This window comes from Vulgatibacter sp., from assembly GCF_041687135.1.
GTDB lineage: Bacteria > Myxococcota > Myxococcia > Myxococcales > Vulgatibacteraceae > JAWLCN01.
This window is the reverse complement of the sequence record NZ_JAWLCN010000003.1, coordinates 460,284-476,615: the sequence shown is the minus strand read 5'-3', so window position 1 is coordinate 476,615 and position 16,332 is coordinate 460,284. Positions and strand designations below refer to the sequence as shown.

Here is a 16,332-nt window from a genome sequence, read left to right as displayed (position 1 = left end):
GTCGGAGGCCCGTGGTAGGGTTCGCGTCCTTCGGAGGTTCCCATGGAAGTCGCCAGCACCCGTCGCACCCTCTACCCGCCGGTCGAGCCCTTCAACACCGGCAGGCTGCGCGTCTCGGACGTGCACGAGATCTACTTCGAGGAGTCCGGCAACCCGCAGGGCAAGCCGGTGGTCTTCGTCCACGGCGGCCCCGGTGGCGGCACCGACCCGAAGGTCCGGCGCTTCTTCGATCCGTCCGCCTACCGGATCGTCCTCTTCGATCAGCGCGGCTGCGGCAAGAGCACGCCCCACGCCTCCCTCGAGGCCAACACCACCTGGGATCTCGTTGCCGACATGGAGCGGATCCGCGAGCACCTCGGCATCGAGAAGTGGCAGGTCTTCGGCGGCTCCTGGGGCAGCACCCTGGCGCTCGCCTACGCGGAGACGCATCCGGCGCGGGTGAGCGAGCTGGTGCTCCGCGGGACCTTCCTGCTCCGCAAGCAGGAGATCGACTGGTTCTACCAGCGCGGCGCCAGCGCGATCTTCCCCGACGCCTGGGAGGGCTACGTCGCCCCGATCCCGGAGGCGGAGCGCGGCGATCTGCTCCACGCCTACCACCGCCGCCTCACCGCCGAGGATCCCGCCGTGCGGCAGGAGGCCGCGAAGGCCTGGAGCGTCTGGGAGGGGAGCACGAGCAGGCTGCTGCCGGATCCCGAGCTCATCGCCAAGACCGGCGGCGACGAATTCGCCATCGCGTTTGCCCGGATCGAGTGCCACTACTTCGTGAACAAGGGCTTCTTCGAGACCGAGGACCAGCTGCTCCGCGGCGTCGAGCGGATCCGCCAGGTGCCCGCGGTGATCGTGCAGGGGCGCTACGACGTGGTCTGCCCGATGGAGACCGCCTGGGCGCTGCACAAGGCCTGGCCCGAGGCGGACCTGCGGGTGGTGCCGGACGCGGGCCACTCGGCGATGGAGGCGGGGATCGTCCACGAGCTCGTCTCCGCCACCGACCGGTTCCGCCGGTAGACCTTCTTCGACGAGGAGCCAGTGATGGAGCCCACCAACGAAAACGTCCTCGCCGCCCTGCAGCCGATTTGCCGCACGGTGGCTTCGCTCGACTTGAGCCGTCCTGCGGAAGCGGAGGCGGCCCTCGCGCAGAGCGTCTCGCCCGGGGCGCTGCAGGAGATCGGCGCGCTGCTCTCGTCGGCCTTCGAGGCAGGCTGGCTCTGCCCGAAGAGCGGCGGTCCCGGCGTCTTCTTCGGCAGGGTGGCGAAGCCCTCCGACCAGACGGCAGGCGTGAGCATCGACGCAGTGGAGATGGAGGGGCCGGCGCTCGAGCACCTCCACCCGAAGGGTGAGGTGAGCCTCTGCTTCGCGAGGAGCGGCGACCCGCGCTTCGAGGGCAGGCCCGCGGGCTTCGTGGTGATGCCGCCTGGCAGCAGGCACGTGCCCACCGTCACCGGGGGCCGGATGCTCATCGTCTACTTCCTGCCCGACGGGGCGATGGAGTGGACGCCGGCTTGAAATGCGGCGGGGCGGCCAGCAGCCGCCCCACCTGCTGCTCGGCTATTTGGGCAGCACCTCCGCCACCGCGTGGACGATCTCGTCGTCGGTGGGAAAGCCGCCGACGTGTTTGGCCGCCACGACCATGCCGTCCACGTCCACGGTGAAGATGCCGCCGGCGCCCTTCTGCAACCGGGCCACGACGCCGAGCTCTTCCTTCAGATAGGCCGCCGCACGGACGGCTCGCACCTCGTAGCCTCAAGCGGTGCAGTAGGTGATCGTCACCATCGGGCGTCTCCTCGTTTGCGTGCACAAGCTGTGTGCCGCATGCACCTCTACGATTCCATCCCGTCGTTCGAAGGCGCAAGCAGCTGGAGCGCTGGCGGGCCCCTGGAGCCCGAGGCGCTGCGCGGGCGGCCGACGCTGATCCACATCTGGTCGCAGGCCTGCACCGCGTGCAGGGAGCAGGCCCCCTCGCTCCTCCGCTGGGCGGCGGAGTTCGGGCCGCAGGGGCTGCAGATCGTCGGGCTCCACGCCCGCTCGAGCCCCGAGCAGCGGGACGAGGAGGCCAGGCGCGTGGCCGAGGAAGAGGGGCTCCGCCACCCGATCGCCTACGACGGCGTGGGTGCGCCGATCACCCGGCGCTTCGGCGCGACCTTCGTCCCCAGCTACTTCCTCTTCGACGCGGACGGCAGGCTGCGCCACAGGCAGGCGGGCCTCCGTGCGGACGTCGCCACCGAGGCGGCGATCCGCCGCGTGCTCGAAGAAGAGCGCGAGCGGGCTCCGACGGCCTGATCGCTGCGCCGGGGACGAGCGTCCGCCGGTGGACAGAACTTCTCCCCCTCCCCACCTTTCCGGGGTGGACGAACCCGCAGCGGAAGGCGTAGCGAGCGCCCCGGCGGAAGGAGGATTGCGCCATGGAGTTGAAGGAGATCATGACCCGCAACGTGCAGGTCATCGCACCGGACGCCACGGCCCGCGACGCGGCGCGGATGATGAAGAACCTCGACGTGGGCGGCATCCCGGTCTGCGACGGCGATCGCCTCCGGGGCTTCGTCACCGATCGCGACATCGTGGTGCGCGCGGTGGCGGAGGGTCAGGACCCGTCGAGCTGCACCGTGGCCGACGTGATGACCGACAAGATCATCTGGTGCTACGAGGACAGCGACGTCGAGGAAGCCGGCCGCATCATGCAGGAGAACAAAGTGCGCCGCCTCGCGGTCGTGGACCGCAACAAGCGGCTGGTCGGCATCCTTTCGCTCGGCGACCTGGCGGTCGAGGGCGAGGACGAGGATTTCGCCGGCGAGGTGCTCGAGACGGTGAGCGAGCCGGCGCAGCCGTCGACCTGACGCGGGCGCGAACGTATCGAATCGAAGAGCAGGGGCGGCCATGGGCCGCCCTTTGCGTTTAGGGGCGTAGGGCCCCGGCCATCGGGCAACTGGTCGATGGCGCGGGGCGCTCGAACGTGCGTGGCCAGCACCGAACCCCCCTCCGGGGCTGGGGGGCCCACGCCTTTCCGTTGCGGTGCCGGGGGCCGATCCCCAGAGGATGGGAACGCACCCGCTCGAACGGAGACCTTCGTGCCGCACCCCGGGATCCTCACCGTAGGGCAGGCCCTGCCGCCCCATTACGCGGATCAGGAGCAGCTGATCGCCGCCTTCCGCAAGCTTTGGGCGCGGCAGCACTTCAACCTCGACCGCCTCGAGCAGCTGCATCGATCGGTCCGCGTCTCCGGCAGGCACCTGGCGCTGCCCATCGACGCCTACGAGGGGATCCGGAGCTTCGCCGAGGCGAATCGCGCCTGGACCGAGTGCGCCGTCTCCCTCGGCGCCGACGCGATCGAGCGGGCGCTGGCCGCTGCGGGCCTCCGCGCCGCGGACGTCGACCAGATCTTCTTCACCACCGTCACCGGCATCGCCGCGCCCAGCATCGACGCCAGGCTGGTGAACCGGCTGGGCCTGCGCCCCGACGTGAAGCGCACGCCGATGTTCGGCCTCGGCTGCGTGGCAGGCGCTGCAGGTGTGGCCCGGGCCAGCGACACGCTCCGCGGCGCCCCCGGCGAGATCGCCCTGCTCCTTTCGGTGGAACTCTGCTCGCTCACCCTGCAGCGGGAGGATCTCTCCATCCCCAACATCATCGCCTCGGGCCTCTTCGGCGACGGCGCCGCCGCCGTGGTCCTCGGCGGCGCGGACCGAGTGCAGCATGGACCGCAGGTGGTGGCGACGCGCTCGGTCTTCTACCCGGACACCGAGTGGGTGATGGGCTGGAACGTGGTCGAATCCGGCTTCCAGGTGGTGCTCTCGGCGCAGGTGCCGAATCTCGTGCGCGAGCGGATCCGCGGGGACGTCGACGCCTTCCTCGCAGGCCACGGCCTGCAGCGCGGGGACATCGCCCACTGGATCTGCCACCCCGGCGGCCCGAAGGTCCTCGAGGCCTTCGCCGAGAGCCTCGAGCAGCCCCGCGAGGCCTTCGCCCGCACCTGGCGCTCCCTCGAAGCGGTCGGGAACCTCTCCTCCGCCTCGGTGCTCTTCGTCTTGGGCGACACCCTCGCGGAAGCGGGCGCTGCACCAGGCGACTTCGGGCTCCTCCTCGCCATGGGGCCGGGCTTCTGCTCGGAGCTGGTGCTGCTGCGATGGTGAACCTCTACCTCGGCTTCCTCCTCCTCCTCGGCGTGGAGCGGATCGGCGAGCTCGTGCTTTCGCGGCGCAACGCCGCGCGCTCGCTCGCCGACGGCGGCGTCGAGGTGGGGCAGCGCCACTTCCGCGCGATGGCTCTCCTCCACACGGCATTCCTCTTCGCTTGCGCGGCGGAGGTCGTGCTCTTCGAGCGGCGCTTTCCCGGCGCACTCGGCACCTTCGCCTTCGGCGTCGCGATCCTCGCCCAGGCGCTGCGCTACTGGGCGATAGGCACCCTGGGTCCGCGCTGGAACGTACGGGTGATCGTGGTGCCGGGCGAGGCGCCGGTGACCTCCGGCCCCTACCGCTTCGTGCGCCACCCGAACTACGTGGCGGTGGTGCTGGAGATCCTCTTCGTGCCGCTGATCCACGGTGCCTGGATCACGGCGCTCCTCTTCTCGGCAGCCAATGCGGTGCTGCTCTACGTGCGGATCCGCACCGAGGAGGCGGCGCTCGGCGCTGCATACCGAGCGGCCTTTGCGGAGCGGCCGCGCTTCCTTCCCGGAGGGAAATCTTGAGACGGACGGCTGCGGTGGACGGGGAGGCGGAGGTCCTCGCCGAGGTGCGGCGGATCTTCGCCGACGAGCTGGGACGCAAGGAGACGGTCGGTATGGATGACGAGCTCGCGCGGGATCTGCAACTCGATTCGGTGCAGCTCCTCACCCTGGTGGTGGGGCTCGAGAACCGCTTCCGGATCGCGCTCGCCGAGGAGGACGCCGGTGAGATCCGCACCGTCGCCGACCTGGTGCGGCTCGTCTGCCGGCGCAGGGACGGAGGTGCCTCGTGATCCCCGCCCGCCTCGAGGGAAGGGCGCTGCCGCCGCAGCGCCATCGCACCGTCCAGGAGGCGCTGCGCGCAGCGGCCGGAAGCGATACGGGCCTCACCTTCTGGGACGCCGCCGAGCGGGAGACGGTGATCCCCTGGCGGGAGGTCCACCGCAGGGCCTGCCACGTCGCCGGCGCCCTCGCACGGCTGGGGGTGCGGCCCGGCGATCGGGTGGCGATGATCCTGCCCACCTCGCCGGCCTTCCCCGACGCCTTCTTCGGCACGCTCCTCGCCGGGGCGGTGCCCGTGCCCCTCTACCCGCCGCTGCGCCTCGGCCGCCTCGGCGAATACCACGAGCGGACCGCGCGCATGCTCCGCGCCTGCGGGGCGGTGCTCCTCCTCAGCGATCGGCGGATCCGCCGGCTCCTCGGCGAAGCCACCGCCCTCGCGCGGCCGCCGCTCGGCTGCGTGGCGGTGGAGGATCTCGAGCTTGGTGGGGCCCTCGACCTGCCCGGCCGCGAAGCCGAGCTGGCGGTGATCCAATTCTCCTCCGGGACCACGGTCGATCCGAAGCCGGTGGCGCTCCGCCACGAGAACGTGCTCGCCAACGTGGCGGCGATCGACTCCTACCTGCCGGAGGAGGGCCCGGTGCGCCAGGCCGGCGTCTCGTGGCTGCCGCTCTACCACGACATGGGTTTGATCGGCTGCCTGCTCCTGGCGGTGGCCCATCCGGGACCGCTCACCCTGATCCCGCCGGAGCTCTTCCTCGCCAGGCCCGCGCTCTGGCTGCGGGCGGTGGCGAAGAAGCGGGCCACCGTCTCTCCCGCACCCAACTTCGCCTTCGGCCTCTGCCTGCGGCGGGTGCGCGATGAGGATCTCCGGGGACTCGATCTCTCCTCCTGGCGCCTCGCCCTGAATGGCGCCGAGCCGATCGCCGCCGGGGTGCTGCGCCGCTTCGCCGAGCGCTTCGCTCCCTTCGGCTTCGATCCCTCCGCGCTCCTGCCGGTCTACGGGCTCTCCGAGGCATCGCTGGCGGTGACCTTCTCGCGGCCCGGCGGCGGGTTCGCCACGGCGGAACGGGACGGCAGGGAGGTGGTCTCGGTGGGCGTGCCCGTTCCCGGCACCGCGGTGGAGGTCCGGGGTGAGGACGGCGCCGTGCTGCCGCTGGGCGAGGTGGGGCGGATCCACGTGCGCAGCCCCTCGGTGATGGCGGGATATTTCGAGCGCCCGGACGCGACCGCAGAGGCGCTGCAGGGCGGCTGGCTCGACACCGGCGACCTCGGCTTCGTGCAGGGCGGGGAGCTCTTCGTCAGCGGCAGGGCCAAGGACGTGATCGTTCTCCGCGGCGCCAACCACGCGCCGCAGGCCTTCGAGGAATGCCTCGACGCCGTGGAGGGCGTGCGGACGGGCTGCGCGGTGGCGGTCGGTTTCGTTCCCGACGGCGGGGAGGGCGAGGAGTTGGCGCTGCTCGTCGAGGTGAGCGGCCCATCGAGCGGCCTCGGGGAGCGGGTGCGGGCAGCGGTGCTGGAGGCCACCGGCATCCGGGCGCATGCGGTGGTGGAGCTTTCGCCGGGAACGTTGCCCAGGACCTCGAGCGGCAAGCTCCGCCGCGGCGAGGCACGGCGGCAGTGGCTGGCTGGAGAGCTGCTCCCGCCCGCGCCGGTGACGCCCCTGCGCCTCGCCTCTGCGGTGGTGCGCTCGCAGCTCGCCTTCGTCCGCAGCAGGTTCCGGGCGTGATGGTCGACGTGGCGATCGTGGGCGGAGGACCTGCGGGTCTCGCGGTGGCGATCGAGGCAGCGGGCAAGGGGCTCTCGACGCTGGTGCTCGAGCGGCGGAGCGGCCCACCCGACAAGGCGTGCGGCGAGGGGCTGATGCCTGCCGGCGTGCGCGCCCTCGAGGCCCTCGGCGCAGCGGTGCTCGTTCCGCCCGACGGCTGCGCGCCCTTCGTGGGCATCCGCTACCTGCAGGAGGACGGCACCGGGGCCGCTGCCCGTTTTCCCCGGGGCTGGGGGCTCGGCGTGCGACGTCTCGCCCTGGCGCAGGCGCTCACCCTGCGGGCCCGGGCAGCGGGCGCCTCGCTCCAGCATGGCAACGGGGTCCACGGCGTCCATCTCGGGCCGGACGGGGTGATGTTGGATACCGACGGTGGCCCGGTCCACGCGCGCTTCCTCGTCGCTGCCGATGGGCTCACCTCTCCGATCCGGCGTGCCGCCGGGCTCGAGGGAGCGCCGGTGCGCCGCCGGCGCTTCGGCGTGCGTCGCCACTACGTGGTGCAGCCCTGGAGCGACCACGTCGAAGTGCACTGGGCCGACGGCGTGGAGGCCTACGTCACGCCGGCGGGACCGCGGCGGGTGGGGATCGCCTTCCTCTGGGACGAGGGGCGGATCGGGCCGCAGCGCTTCGACCGCCTCCTCGAGCGATTTCCCGCGCTGCGGGCCGCCCTCGCCGGCGCCGTGCAGGAGAGTGAGGATCGCGGGGCAGGGCCGCTCCACCGCCGCGTGCTGGGGCGGGTCGCAGGCAGGGTGGCGCTGGTGGGTGATGCGGCGGGCTACGTCGACGCCTTGAGCGGCGAGGGGCTGACGCTCGCCTTCGGGCAGGCGGCAGGGCTCGGTGCCGTGCTGCCCGCTGCGGTGGTGCACGGCGGTGCCGCCCTCACCGGATGGGAGGCGGAGAGCGCCGCCGCCTTCCGGCGCTACGCCTGGATCACCGGCGCGCTCCTCCAGCTCTCCCGTCATCCGGCGCTACGGCGCCGCGTGATCCGGCAGCTCGCGCGCCACCCGCGGATCTTCGCCCGCCTGCTTGCCGCGGTGGTGGAGGGGCCGGGGAGCGAGCTGCGCGCAGGCCCGGCGCCGGCGCTGCTGCGCGGTTAGGTCTGGGGCGAGGCTGCGTCCTCGAGGATCTGCAGCGAGTGCTCGTAGAGCTCGCGCACGCGGTCCAGGGTGTCGATCGATTCCGGGGTCTTGTCCTGGCGCCAGCGGAGGATCCGGGGGAAACGCAGGGCGAAGCCGCTCTTGTGGCGCGCGCTCTTCTGCACGCCGTCGAAGGCGACCTCGAGCACCACCTGCGGCTCCACCACCAGCACGCGGCCGAAGCGCTGCAGCTGGATCCGGCGGAAGACGCGGGTGAGCGCGCGGATCTCTTCGTCGGTGAGGCCGGAGTAGGCCTTGCCCACGTTGACGAAGCGAGCGCCGTCGCGCACGGCGAAGGTGTAGTCGGAGAGGACCACCGCGCGCCGCCCGTGGCCCTGCTCCGCTGCGGTGACCACCACGTCCAGCGTGCCGAAGGGGCGCTTCAGCTTGCGCCAGAGGCCGCTGCGCCTCCCGGGCTCGTATAGGCTGCCGCGGTGCTTGAGCACGAGCCCCTCGTTCGCGCGGCTCCGGGCCTCGTGGAAGATCGCGTCGATGGCGTCGAGGTCCGCCGCGGTTCGCTGCTCGGCGAGGAGGAGCGGCGGGCGCTCGGAGGCGAAGCGCGTGGCGAGGCGCTGCCTCCGTTCCTCCAGCGGGCGATCGAGGAGGAGCGTGCCGTCGTCGTAGAGCAGGTCGTAGGCGACGAAGGCCACCGGGATCTCGCGGACCATCTGCTCGCTCACCTTCTTGCGGGCGAGGCGCTGCTGGAAGAAGACGAAAGGAAGCGCGCGCTCGTCCTTCCAGCCGAGGATCTCACCGTCGATCACCGCGCTGCCGGGGAGGCGCGCGAAGGCCACAGCCAGCTCGGGGAAGGCGTGGGTCACCTCCTCGAGGCCGCGGGAGAAGATCTGCACGCGCCCGCCTTCGACGTGGGCCTGTGCGCGGATGCCGTCGAATTTGTCCTCGAGGAACCAGGCGTCCGGATCGGTGATCTCGTCGAGGGAGTCCAGCGGCTTGGCGAGCATGAAGTCCATCGGGTGGAAGAGCGTCGCCTCGATCCGATCGAGCGTGCCGTGCCGCGCGGCGAGGGCGACCCGGGCGATGTCTCCGGCGCGGTTGTTGGCGTCGCGCACCGCCTGCTTCGACGCGCCGGTGGCAGCGGCGATCGCCTCCTCCACCTGCTTCTCCTGCAGGCCGATGCGCAGCTCGCCGGTGATCACCTTGAGGAAATATTTGATCGCCTGCGGGCTCGCGCTCCGCATCCGCTCCTCGAGGAGGGCGCGCTTCTCCGCGGTCTTGCGGGCCTGTTCGAGGCGCTCGAAGGCCGCCTCCGCGTCGGCAAGTGGGAAGGGAAGGCCGGCACCGTGCCCGACGAGGAGGAGCGCGATCCCCTCGGCGGTGTCGCCGACCTCGCGCAGGGAGAGGCGCACGGTCTCGAGATCCCAACCGGTCACCGCCATCACCGCGTCGCGCAGGGTGGCGTGGCCTGCGGAGAGGCGGCGGGGATCGTGGCGGGGGAAGGCGCTGCCGGTGAGGAAGAGCGCCGCCCTGGCGAGATCGTCGTCGGTGAGGGAGCGGAGGTAATCGGCGACGAGGGCGACCTTCCTCGTTCGCGCGTTGGTGGCCGCCACCTGCTCGCAGACCGCGGCGAAGCCGTCGAGATCGGCGCCGCTCACGGGACCTCCTCGGTCTCGACCGTGCGCGCCGCAGCCTCCCGGGGCGCGTGCGCGTCGTGGCCGCGCTGGCGGAGGATCCGGGCGAAGGCCTCGGCGTAGCCGTGGACCACGTCGACGCGGGTGGCGCCGCTTCCCTCGACGATGCCGAGGAGCTCCTCGAAGTCGCCGTGATCGGACCACGGGACGAGCTCCTCTGCGCCGGTCCGGGCCCTGGCGTTGGCCATCGCCGCCCACCCCGAGACGTAGGCGAAGCGGAAGCCCTTGCCGCTCGCAGCGAGCACGTTCCGGAAGCTGGGGACCACGACCAGGGCGCGACCGGCGGTCGCGTCGCGGTCGTAGGGCTCGAGGCCGGGGAAGGTGTAGCCCGCCGCCTCGTAGAAGGGGACCAGCCGGGCGATCGCGCCGTGGACCGCGGTGGGGATCCCCGCCGTGCAGAGGACGTGCGCGATCTCCTGGCCGCGTCCCAGCGCGTAGCCGAGGAAGACCGGCGTCTCGCCCTCGTCGAGGCAGCGCCGCGCGAAGCCGACGATCCGCTCCCGGGCCTCCTCGGCGCCGAGGAGGTGGAAGATCGGCAGGCCGAAGGTCGACTCGACGATCAGGTGGTCGCAGGGCGTGAGCCTGGTCTCGGCGCCGCAGAGGGGCGGGCGGAGCTTGATGTCTCCGGTGTAGATCAGGCGCTCGCCGTCCAGCTCCACGAGGAGCTGCGCCGCGCCGAGGATGTGGCTGGCGGGGATGGAGCTGATCGTCGCCCTGCCGACCTGGCGGCTGGCGCCATGGGGCAGGGGCTGGAGCGACCCTGGGGCGAGCGGCGCGCCGCGGTGGCGGAGCCCGTAGATGCCGAGGGTCTCCGGTGTGCCCAGCACCGTGCCGTGGGTGCCGCGGGCGTGGTCCGCGTGGGCGTGGGAGAGCCAGGCCGTGGCGCAATCCTCCGCGGGATCGAGCCAGAGATCGATCGCCGGCAGGTGGATCCCCTGATCCGTGTAGCGGACCTCCATCCTGCCGAACTTAAGGCTGCGGTGCGGAAGGAGCCGTGCAGCGGATCGCGCCGCCTGCGGCCTCGGCGAGCCAGGAACCGTCGTCCACCGAAAGGCCCCGGAGCCGCTCCACCTCGGCCCTGCAGCGCAGCCACCCCGCCTCGTAGCGTACGGGGAGCGGGCAGGCTTCCTCCCGTGCCGCTGCTTGCGCAGCGAGCGCCTCGCCGACGAGGGCGCGCGCCGCTGCCGTGGTGGCTGCAGCGAGCTCCGCCGCGCCGAGATCGTGGGGCGGCAGCTCGAGGGGATCCGCCGCGAGGGCAGCGGGGCGAAAGGCCGGATGCTCCACGTCCTCGTGCACGGCGATGCCGCCGAGGGAGCGCTGCCTCGCGCCGAGGGCGAGGCGCACCGTCCACCGGGCGTTCCAGCGGTGGTGGAGCTGCTCGACGCTGCCGTGCAGCCGGACCTCCTCCTCGAGGTGGGGCGGGGTGGCGTGGAGCGCCGATCGCGCGTTCGAGAGCTCGAAGCTCCGGTCGCGGGAGATCGACTCGTAGTCGTGCTTCAGGTCGCAGGCGGTCTCGCGCCAATTCCACGCAGGGCAGGAGAGGCAGCTGCCCGCGTCGCGCCACGCCCGCTCGGCGCCCTCGCATTCGCTGCGGGCCACCACCAGCTCCTCCTCCGCGTGGCGCAGGGCGTCCTCGAGGAGGAGGACGCGGTTGGCAGCTGCGTCGTACGCCGGGTTGGGCACGTGCCGTGTGCCGGCGATCCACTCCACCGGAACGACGGCGCTCGCGCGCTGGTGCTCGGGCTCGTCGAGGCGCCCCTCGACCTGCAGCACGAGGCCGCCCATCGCGCAGCGCACCGGGAGGTTCACGACCAGCGACTCGCAGCGGAGCTGCGGCGGCACGGCCTCCACCCGCCACGTGACCGCCAGTTTCCGGGCGATCGTCCGGTCGAAGGCCGACGCTGCGGCGGCTGCCGCCTCGTGGTCGCTCCCATCGCCGGCGAGGCAGGCGGCTGCGCCGAGGAGGAGCGCGTCCGCTGCGGGCCCGTCGAGACCAGCCGCCCGCTGCCGGAAGTCGGCGGCGAGGGTGGTGCGCCACGCCGCGAGGGCGCGGTCGTTGGCGGGGGCGGCGAGTGCCCCCTGCCAGCGCTCGGCACAGGCCAGCGCTTGCAGGGAGGCACCGCCGCCGCAGCGCGCCCGGAGCAGCTGCGCCGCCTCCTCGGCGAGCCCGACGAGGACGGGCTCGTCCGGGGCCAGGGCGCGGGCCGGGCGCAGCGCCTCGACGCAGGCGCCCGTCTCGCCGGCGCTGCAGTGCGGGGCCGCCAGCGCCGCTGCTGCAGCCACCGCCTCCCGCCGGGCCGCTGCGGCGCGGGGGCAATCCGCCGGCTCGAGGTGGCAGGCCTCCTTCCACGCCAGCGCCGCCGCGACGAGATCGCCGCTGGCAGCTGCGGCGGTGGCGCGCTCCACCGCCCGACCGTGGGCGGTGGCGCAGGCGGGAAGGACGACGGCGGCGAGGAGCACGGCGAGCAGCGATCGCATGATCGCTGGGGACGTCCGGCTCCGGCGTCGCATTCACCGCAGCGAGCGTGCGAGCCAGCCGGTGATCGCCTCCGCCACCGCCCTGGCGTGATGCGCCTCGGTAACGAGGCTGAAGTGGGTGGCGCCGGGGATCACCCGGTGGGTGGCGCCCCGCACCGCTGCCGTCGCTTCCCGATCGAGCGCCTGCTGCACCCGGGTGAACTCGTCGTCCGGCGCGCCGCGGCTGATCCGGAGGACCGGCGCTGCCGGCGGCGCCACGTCGCGCAGGGCGCGGAACGAGGCGCTCGCCGCATCGATCTCCGCCAGCTCCGCAGCCGCCGCGAGCTGGTGGCCTGCGTCCACGGAGAAGGCCCGCAGCGCCGCAGCCGCGGCGGAAGGGAGGGGCGCGGCGACCGCCTCGAGCGGATCGAGCAGGCGCAGGATTCCGAGGCGAGAAAGCGCAGGAAGCCACTGCGCCCGGGCGCGGAAGGAGCGCTGGCTCTCCCGGGCCGCTGGCGAGAGCCGCTCGAAGAACGCCGGCGCCGGCGCATCGAGGAGGACGAGGCCCGCCACCTCGCCCGGGTGGCGCGCTTCGAGCAGCCTGGCGTGGAGGCCGCCGAGGGAGTGGCCGACGAGGAGCCACGGCGGGGCGATGCCGGCGCGGCGCAGGGCCGTGCGCAGCTCCTCCACCGCGACCTCTGCCGCGGCGCTCTCGCCAGGCTCGCTGAAACCGAGGCCCGCCCGATCCACCGCGACCACGTGGTGCCGCTCGGCGAGCATCGCGCCGAGCCAGCCCCATTGCGCGCTGCTGCTGCCGGCGCCGTGGAGCAGGACGAGGGAGGGAGCGCCGCTGCGCTTGCCCTGCTCGAGGAGGTGGAGCCGGTGGCCACCGCCCTCCACCAGCCTGCCGGGCTGCTGGAGGGCGGCACGGTCCCGGGCGGAGGCGACGGCCTGCGTGGTCGTGGCGAGCAGGAGCGCTGCTGCGGCGAGGAGCACCAGCGCACCCAGGGTGCGAAGGAGCCGGCGCATCAGTGGGCCGCCTTCCAGGCCTGGCCGGCGATGTGCGTGCCAACCACCGGCAGGTGGAGGCGGAGTTCCTCGAGATCCACGCGATCGAAGCCCGCGGCGCGGATCGCCGCGGCGGTATCCCGATCGGGATGGCAGCCGTCGCCCAGCACCTCCCAGACCGGCCGGATCCCGCGCTGGATCCGGCGCAGCGCCGTCCCCTTCGGTGCGCCCACGTGCTCGACGAAGGCGAAGCGGCCACCGGGCTTGAGCACCCGCCGGATCTCCGCCAGCCCCGACTCCACGTCGTGCACGGTGCAGAAGACGAGGGAGCAGAAGACCGCGTCGAACGAGCGATCGTCGAAGGGCAGCTGCTCCGCCGCGCCGAGCACCGCGTCCGCGTGGGCGAGGCCCCGGGCCTGCGCCCGCTTGCGCAACTCCAGGAGGGAGTATTCGTTCGGCTCGAGGCCGACGTACTCGACGCCGGGATCGAGGTGGCGGAGGTTGATGCCGCCGCCGGCGCCGACCTCGAGGATCCTGCCGCGCAGCGATCCGAAGAGGCGCTCCTTGTACACGTGGACCTTGCGCTCGTAGCTCTCGCTGCCGTGACCGACGAGGCGGGCCTGCAGCTTCTTGTACCAGCGCACGTTGGCGAGGGGCTCGTAGCCCACCCGGGCCTGGACGCAGCTCACGCCTCACCTCCGTTCCGCACCACGGCGAGCAGCTCGCCGATCGCCGCCGCCACCGCTGCCGCATGATCCTTCCGCATCACCACCGAGAGGTGGTCGGCTTCGGGGATCACGCGATAGTGGGCACGTGAAGAGAGGCTGGCCATCTCGCGGTGCAGCTGCAGCCAGGCGTCGTCGCCCTTCTCGGCGCTGATCACGCTGAGCGGCAGGTCGCCGAAGGGGCCGGCCCCACGCACCTGCGCCATCGACTCGTCCCAATGCGCGAGCTCCGCCGCGGAGGTGCGCAGGTGGCCGGGCTGCGTGACGAAGTGGGCCGCCGCTGCGAGGGCCGCAGGCGGAAGGCCTTCCGCCTGTGCGGCGAAGAGATCGGTGGCCCGCATCAGGCCGACGTGGGCGAGCCAGGGGCTGGCCTGGAGGATCGAGGTGAAGGCCGACTGCAGCTCGCGGGCCTCGTCGCCGAGGCGATCGAGCTGGTCGGGGTGGGAGGAGTCGAGGAGCACGAGACCCGCGACGTCTTCGGGATGGTCGGCGACGAATCTGCGCGCGTAGATGCCGCCGAGCGAATGGCCCACGAGGACGAAGGGCCCCTCTTCCCCGGCGTTGGCGAGGAGCGTGCGCAACTCGGCGGAGACGTTGGCCGCGGTGCGGGGCAGCGGCGACGCCTCGCTCCACTGCATGCCCGAACGGTCGTAGCTGCAGACGCGGGTCTGCTGCGCGAGCTCTGCCTGCACCCAGGCCCACGGGCTGCTGCCACCGGTGGCGCCGGACTCGAGCACCACGGTGGGCGATCCCCTCCCGGTGCAGTGGAGGTGCATCCGGTGGGTCCCCACCTCGACCATCCGTCCCGACCGCTCGAGCTGCGCCGCTTCGTGCGCGGACGCGAGCGCCTGCCACCCGGCCCCGAGGGCGAGGGCGCCTGCGAGGACGGCCGCGCCGCCCTTGCCCCATCGCTTCCACCTGCTCTGTTCCCTCGTGTTCATGCTCTATGCCTCTTGGTCTTGATGTGACCAATGGTCACGGTTGCTCCTGAAAAAGGCGCACCGCTGCTTCCGGTACGCCGGCTCGATCGAAATCGGCGCGAGTCGACCAGCGCCCGGCGGGGCGAGGCGACTCGGTTGCTACGGGTCAGCTCTCCGCGCGGTCCTGGTAGCGCAGGCCGGCGAGGACGAAGCGGGTCAGGCTCTCGAGGAGCGGCTCGGGATCCGTGCCCTCGGTGCAGCCGCCCCAGACCATCTGGATCGCACCGTTGATCGCAGCCTGTGCCCCGAAGAGGAGCCGGGGATCGGCAGGGAAATAGCCCGCCTTCCGGCCGTCCCCCATCGTGCGGTCGATGGTCTCGAACATCTCGTCGTTGAGCGCGAGCCACTCCCGCCGGGTCTCGAGCGGCAGGGTGCGGAGGAAGTCGTCGCGCTGCGTGTACTGGAGCACCCGCCGCATCTCTTTGCTCGCCAGCGCGGCGTTGCGGAAGTAGGTGCGCACGATGAGCCGCACCCGCTGGAGCGGATCGAGGCGGGGATCGATCGACTGGAGCTCGGCGGCGTTGCGGCGGTGGTAGCCGAGGGCGAGCCTCGCGTAGATCTGATCTTTGCTCTCGAAGTGCTTGTAGACCGTTCCCTTGCCGATCTCCGCCGCCTGGGCGATCTGCTCGATGGTCACCGACTGCCAGTCGTCCCTGCCGAAGAGATCGAGCGCCGCCTCGAGGATCTCCTGCTCCCGGCGCTTGAACTCCCGCTCCTTCCGCTCCGCGACGCCCAAGGCGCACCTCCGTGCGAGTTGATAGTCATTTAGTGACCGTCGGTCACGATGTCAAACTCGGGGTCGCGAAAGATCCTTCCCCCAAGAGTGGCCCAAGGGGGAAAGGGGGCCTGGGCTGCTGCAAAAACCTGAAAGACGCCCGCCTGCTTCTCGACCCGACCGACGCAGGTGGAGTACACGCCGCCGGTGGATCTCTCCCTGCTCCAGATCGCCGCCCTCATGGTCGCCGCGCTCCTCGCCGGCGTCGTCGACGCCATCGCCGGCGGCGGCGGCCTCCTCACCCTGCCGGCCCTCCTCGCCACCGGCATGCCGCCGCACCTCGCCCTGGCGACCAACAAGGGCCAGTCGGTCTTCGGCTCCGGGGCGGCGCTCGCCAACTTCGTCCGCAACGGCCTCGTCGATCGCAAGCTCGCGCCGCTCACCTTCCCGGCGGGCCTGGTCGGCTCCTTCGCCGGCGCGGCGCTGGTGCTGCTGGTCCGGCCCGACGTCCTCAAGCCGGTGGTGCTGATCCTCCTCGTCGCCGTGGCCTTCTTCCTCGCCTTCCGGCCGCCGGTCACCGCCCGGCAGGCGCCGCCGCTCGAGAAGGCCCGCCTCGCAGCCCTGGCCCTCGCCCTCGGCATCGGCGCCTACGACGGCTTCTTCGGCCCGGGAACCGGCACCTTCCTCATCGTCGGCTTCGTCGCGCTCCTCGGCCTGCCCATGGCCCGCGCCTCGGCCAACGCCAAGGTGATCAACTTCGCTTCCAACCTCGCCGCGGTGATCCTCTTCGCCAGCAAGGGCGTGGTGGTCTGGCAGGTGGCGCTGCCGATGGCAGCGGCCCAATTCGCCGGCGGATTCCTCGGCTCGCAGCTCGCGGTGAAGGGCGGCGACGTGCTCGTGCGCCGGGTCGTCCTCCTCGTGGTACTCGCACTGGTGGCGAAGCTCGGCTTCGACCTGCTGGCGTGAT

At 72.5% G+C, this 16,332-nt stretch carries 18 protein-coding genes; 10 read left to right on the top strand and 8 right to left on the bottom strand.

Annotation, left to right across the window (positions count from 1 at the left end; genetic code table 11):
- Positions 1-42 precede the first annotated feature (42 nt).
- Both pip and ACESMR_RS09450 read left to right on the top strand, forming a co-directional pair.
- Positions 43-1,005 (top strand): prolyl aminopeptidase, encoded by a 963-nt coding sequence (gene pip, locus ACESMR_RS09455; RefSeq protein WP_373046811.1) that lies wholly within the window; start codon positions 43-45, stop codon positions 1,003-1,005.
- A gap of 24 nt (positions 1,006-1,029) precedes the next feature.
- Positions 1,030-1,503, top strand: coding sequence for a DUF4863 family protein (locus ACESMR_RS09450; protein ID WP_373046810.1), 474 nt, complete (start codon positions 1,030-1,032; stop codon positions 1,501-1,503).
- Positions 1,504-1,545: 42 nt separating this feature from the next.
- On the opposite strand, the gene ACESMR_RS09445 is transcribed toward ACESMR_RS09450, so the two are convergent.
- Entirely contained in the window at positions 1,546-1,731 is a 186-nt protein-coding gene (locus ACESMR_RS09445; protein ID WP_373046809.1) for a hypothetical protein, read from the bottom strand.
- A 78-nt stretch (positions 1,732-1,809) separates the two neighbouring features.
- Here ACESMR_RS09445 and ACESMR_RS09440 point away from each other — a divergent pair, with 78 nt between their 5' ends.
- The 7 genes from ACESMR_RS09440 to ACESMR_RS09410 all read left to right on the top strand — a co-directional run bounded on the left by ACESMR_RS09440 (position 1,810) and on the right by ACESMR_RS09410 (position 7,792).
- Positions 1,810-2,277 carry a TlpA family protein disulfide reductase gene (locus ACESMR_RS09440; protein WP_373046808.1) on the top strand — a complete coding sequence of 156 codons (468 nt, stop codon included), beginning with the start codon at positions 1,810-1,812 and terminating at the stop codon, positions 2,275-2,277.
- A gap of 122 nt (positions 2,278-2,399) precedes the next feature.
- Positions 2,400-2,831, top strand: a complete 432-nt coding sequence (locus ACESMR_RS09435) for a CBS domain-containing protein (RefSeq protein WP_373046807.1) — start codon at positions 2,400-2,402, stop codon at positions 2,829-2,831.
- A 231-nt stretch (positions 2,832-3,062) separates the two neighbouring features.
- Positions 3,063-4,121, top strand: coding sequence for a type III polyketide synthase (locus tag ACESMR_RS09430; protein WP_373046806.1), 1,059 nt, complete (start codon positions 3,063-3,065; stop codon positions 4,119-4,121).
- Positions 4,115-4,675, top strand: coding sequence for an isoprenylcysteine carboxyl methyltransferase family protein (locus tag ACESMR_RS09425; RefSeq protein ID WP_373046805.1), 561 nt, complete (start codon positions 4,115-4,117; stop codon positions 4,673-4,675). The genes ACESMR_RS09430 and ACESMR_RS09425 overlap by 7 nt, the downstream gene beginning before the upstream one ends.
- The gene (locus tag ACESMR_RS09420; RefSeq protein WP_373046804.1) at positions 4,672-4,944 is read left to right on the top strand and encodes an acyl carrier protein; all 273 of its coding nucleotides are present in this window, start codon (positions 4,672-4,674) and stop codon (positions 4,942-4,944) included. Before ACESMR_RS09425 ends, ACESMR_RS09420 begins: the two co-directional genes overlap by 4 nt.
- On the top strand, positions 4,941-6,659 hold the full coding sequence (locus ACESMR_RS09415) for an AMP-binding protein (RefSeq protein ID WP_373046803.1): 1,719 nt from the start codon (positions 4,941-4,943) through the stop codon (positions 6,657-6,659). Before ACESMR_RS09420 ends, ACESMR_RS09415 begins: the two co-directional genes overlap by 4 nt.
- Positions 6,659-7,792, top strand: coding sequence for an NAD(P)/FAD-dependent oxidoreductase (locus ACESMR_RS09410; RefSeq protein WP_373047109.1), 1,134 nt, complete (start codon positions 6,659-6,661; stop codon positions 7,790-7,792). The genes ACESMR_RS09415 and ACESMR_RS09410 overlap by 1 nt, the downstream gene beginning before the upstream one ends.
- Here the strand turns inward: ACESMR_RS09410 and ACESMR_RS09405 are convergent.
- From ACESMR_RS09405 to ACESMR_RS09375, 7 genes are all read right to left on the bottom strand, one after another.
- On the bottom strand, positions 7,789-9,444 hold the full coding sequence (locus tag ACESMR_RS09405; protein WP_373046802.1) for an ATP-dependent DNA ligase: 1,656 nt from the start codon (positions 9,442-9,444) through the stop codon (positions 7,789-7,791). The genes ACESMR_RS09410 and ACESMR_RS09405 overlap by 4 nt on opposite strands.
- On the bottom strand, positions 9,441-10,439 hold the full coding sequence (locus ACESMR_RS09400; protein ID WP_373046801.1) for a hypothetical protein: 999 nt from the start codon (positions 10,437-10,439) through the stop codon (positions 9,441-9,443). Before ACESMR_RS09400 ends, ACESMR_RS09405 begins: the two co-directional genes overlap by 4 nt.
- 10 nt (positions 10,440-10,449) lie before the next feature.
- Positions 10,450-11,958 carry a hypothetical protein gene (locus tag ACESMR_RS09395; protein WP_373046800.1) on the bottom strand — a complete coding sequence of 503 codons (1,509 nt, stop codon included), beginning with the start codon at positions 11,956-11,958 and terminating at the stop codon, positions 10,450-10,452.
- A 33-nt stretch (positions 11,959-11,991) separates the two neighbouring features.
- On the bottom strand, positions 11,992-12,966 hold the full coding sequence (locus ACESMR_RS09390) for an alpha/beta fold hydrolase (RefSeq protein ID WP_373046799.1): 975 nt from the start codon (positions 12,964-12,966) through the stop codon (positions 11,992-11,994).
- Positions 12,966-13,634 carry a class I SAM-dependent methyltransferase gene (locus tag ACESMR_RS09385; protein ID WP_373046798.1) on the bottom strand — a complete coding sequence of 223 codons (669 nt, stop codon included), beginning with the start codon at positions 13,632-13,634 and terminating at the stop codon, positions 12,966-12,968. Before ACESMR_RS09385 ends, ACESMR_RS09390 begins: the two co-directional genes overlap by 1 nt.
- Positions 13,631-14,611 (bottom strand): alpha/beta fold hydrolase, encoded by a 981-nt coding sequence (locus ACESMR_RS09380; RefSeq protein WP_373046797.1) that lies wholly within the window; start codon positions 14,609-14,611, stop codon positions 13,631-13,633. Before ACESMR_RS09380 ends, ACESMR_RS09385 begins: the two co-directional genes overlap by 4 nt.
- A 145-nt stretch (positions 14,612-14,756) precedes the next feature.
- Complete coding sequence (locus ACESMR_RS09375) at positions 14,757-15,386, bottom strand: TetR/AcrR family transcriptional regulator (RefSeq protein ID WP_373046796.1); 630 nt, start codon at positions 15,384-15,386, stop codon at positions 14,757-14,759.
- A gap of 219 nt (positions 15,387-15,605) precedes the next feature.
- On the opposite strand from ACESMR_RS09375, the gene ACESMR_RS09370 reads away from it, so the two are divergent.
- Complete coding sequence (locus tag ACESMR_RS09370) at positions 15,606-16,331, top strand: TSUP family transporter (RefSeq protein ID WP_373047108.1); 726 nt, start codon at positions 15,606-15,608, stop codon at positions 16,329-16,331.
- The last annotated feature ends 1 nt before the right edge of the window (position 16,332 follow it).

Coding starts and splice junctions, on each gene's coding strand:
- ACESMR_RS09395 (WP_373046800.1), bottom strand. CDS start 11,958: ATGCGATCGCTGCTCGCCGTGCTCCTCGCCGCCGTCGTCCTTCCCGCC.
- ACESMR_RS09370 (WP_373047108.1), top strand. CDS start 15,606: ATGGTCGCCGCGCTCCTCGCCGGCGTCGTCGACGCCATCGCCGGCGGC.
- ACESMR_RS09450 (WP_373046810.1), top strand. CDS start 1,030: ATGGAGCCCACCAACGAAAACGTCCTCGCCGCCCTGCAGCCGATTTGC.
- ACESMR_RS09400 (WP_373046801.1), bottom strand. CDS start 10,439: ATGGAGGTCCGCTACACGGATCAGGGGATCCACCTGCCGGCGATCGAT.
- ACESMR_RS09435 (WP_373046807.1), top strand. CDS start 2,400: ATGGAGTTGAAGGAGATCATGACCCGCAACGTGCAGGTCATCGCACCG.
- ACESMR_RS09425 (WP_373046805.1), top strand. CDS start 4,115: ATGGTGAACCTCTACCTCGGCTTCCTCCTCCTCCTCGGCGTGGAGCGG.
- ACESMR_RS09410 (WP_373047109.1), top strand. CDS start 6,659: ATGGTCGACGTGGCGATCGTGGGCGGAGGACCTGCGGGTCTCGCGGTG.
- ACESMR_RS09380 (WP_373046797.1), bottom strand. CDS start 14,611: ATGAACACGAGGGAACAGAGCAGGTGGAAGCGATGGGGCAAGGGCGGC.
- pip (WP_373046811.1), top strand. CDS start 43: ATGGAAGTCGCCAGCACCCGTCGCACCCTCTACCCGCCGGTCGAGCCC.
- ACESMR_RS09440 (WP_373046808.1), top strand. CDS start 1,810: ATGCACCTCTACGATTCCATCCCGTCGTTCGAAGGCGCAAGCAGCTGG.
- ACESMR_RS09390 (WP_373046799.1), bottom strand. CDS start 12,966: ATGCGCCGGCTCCTTCGCACCCTGGGTGCGCTGGTGCTCCTCGCCGCA.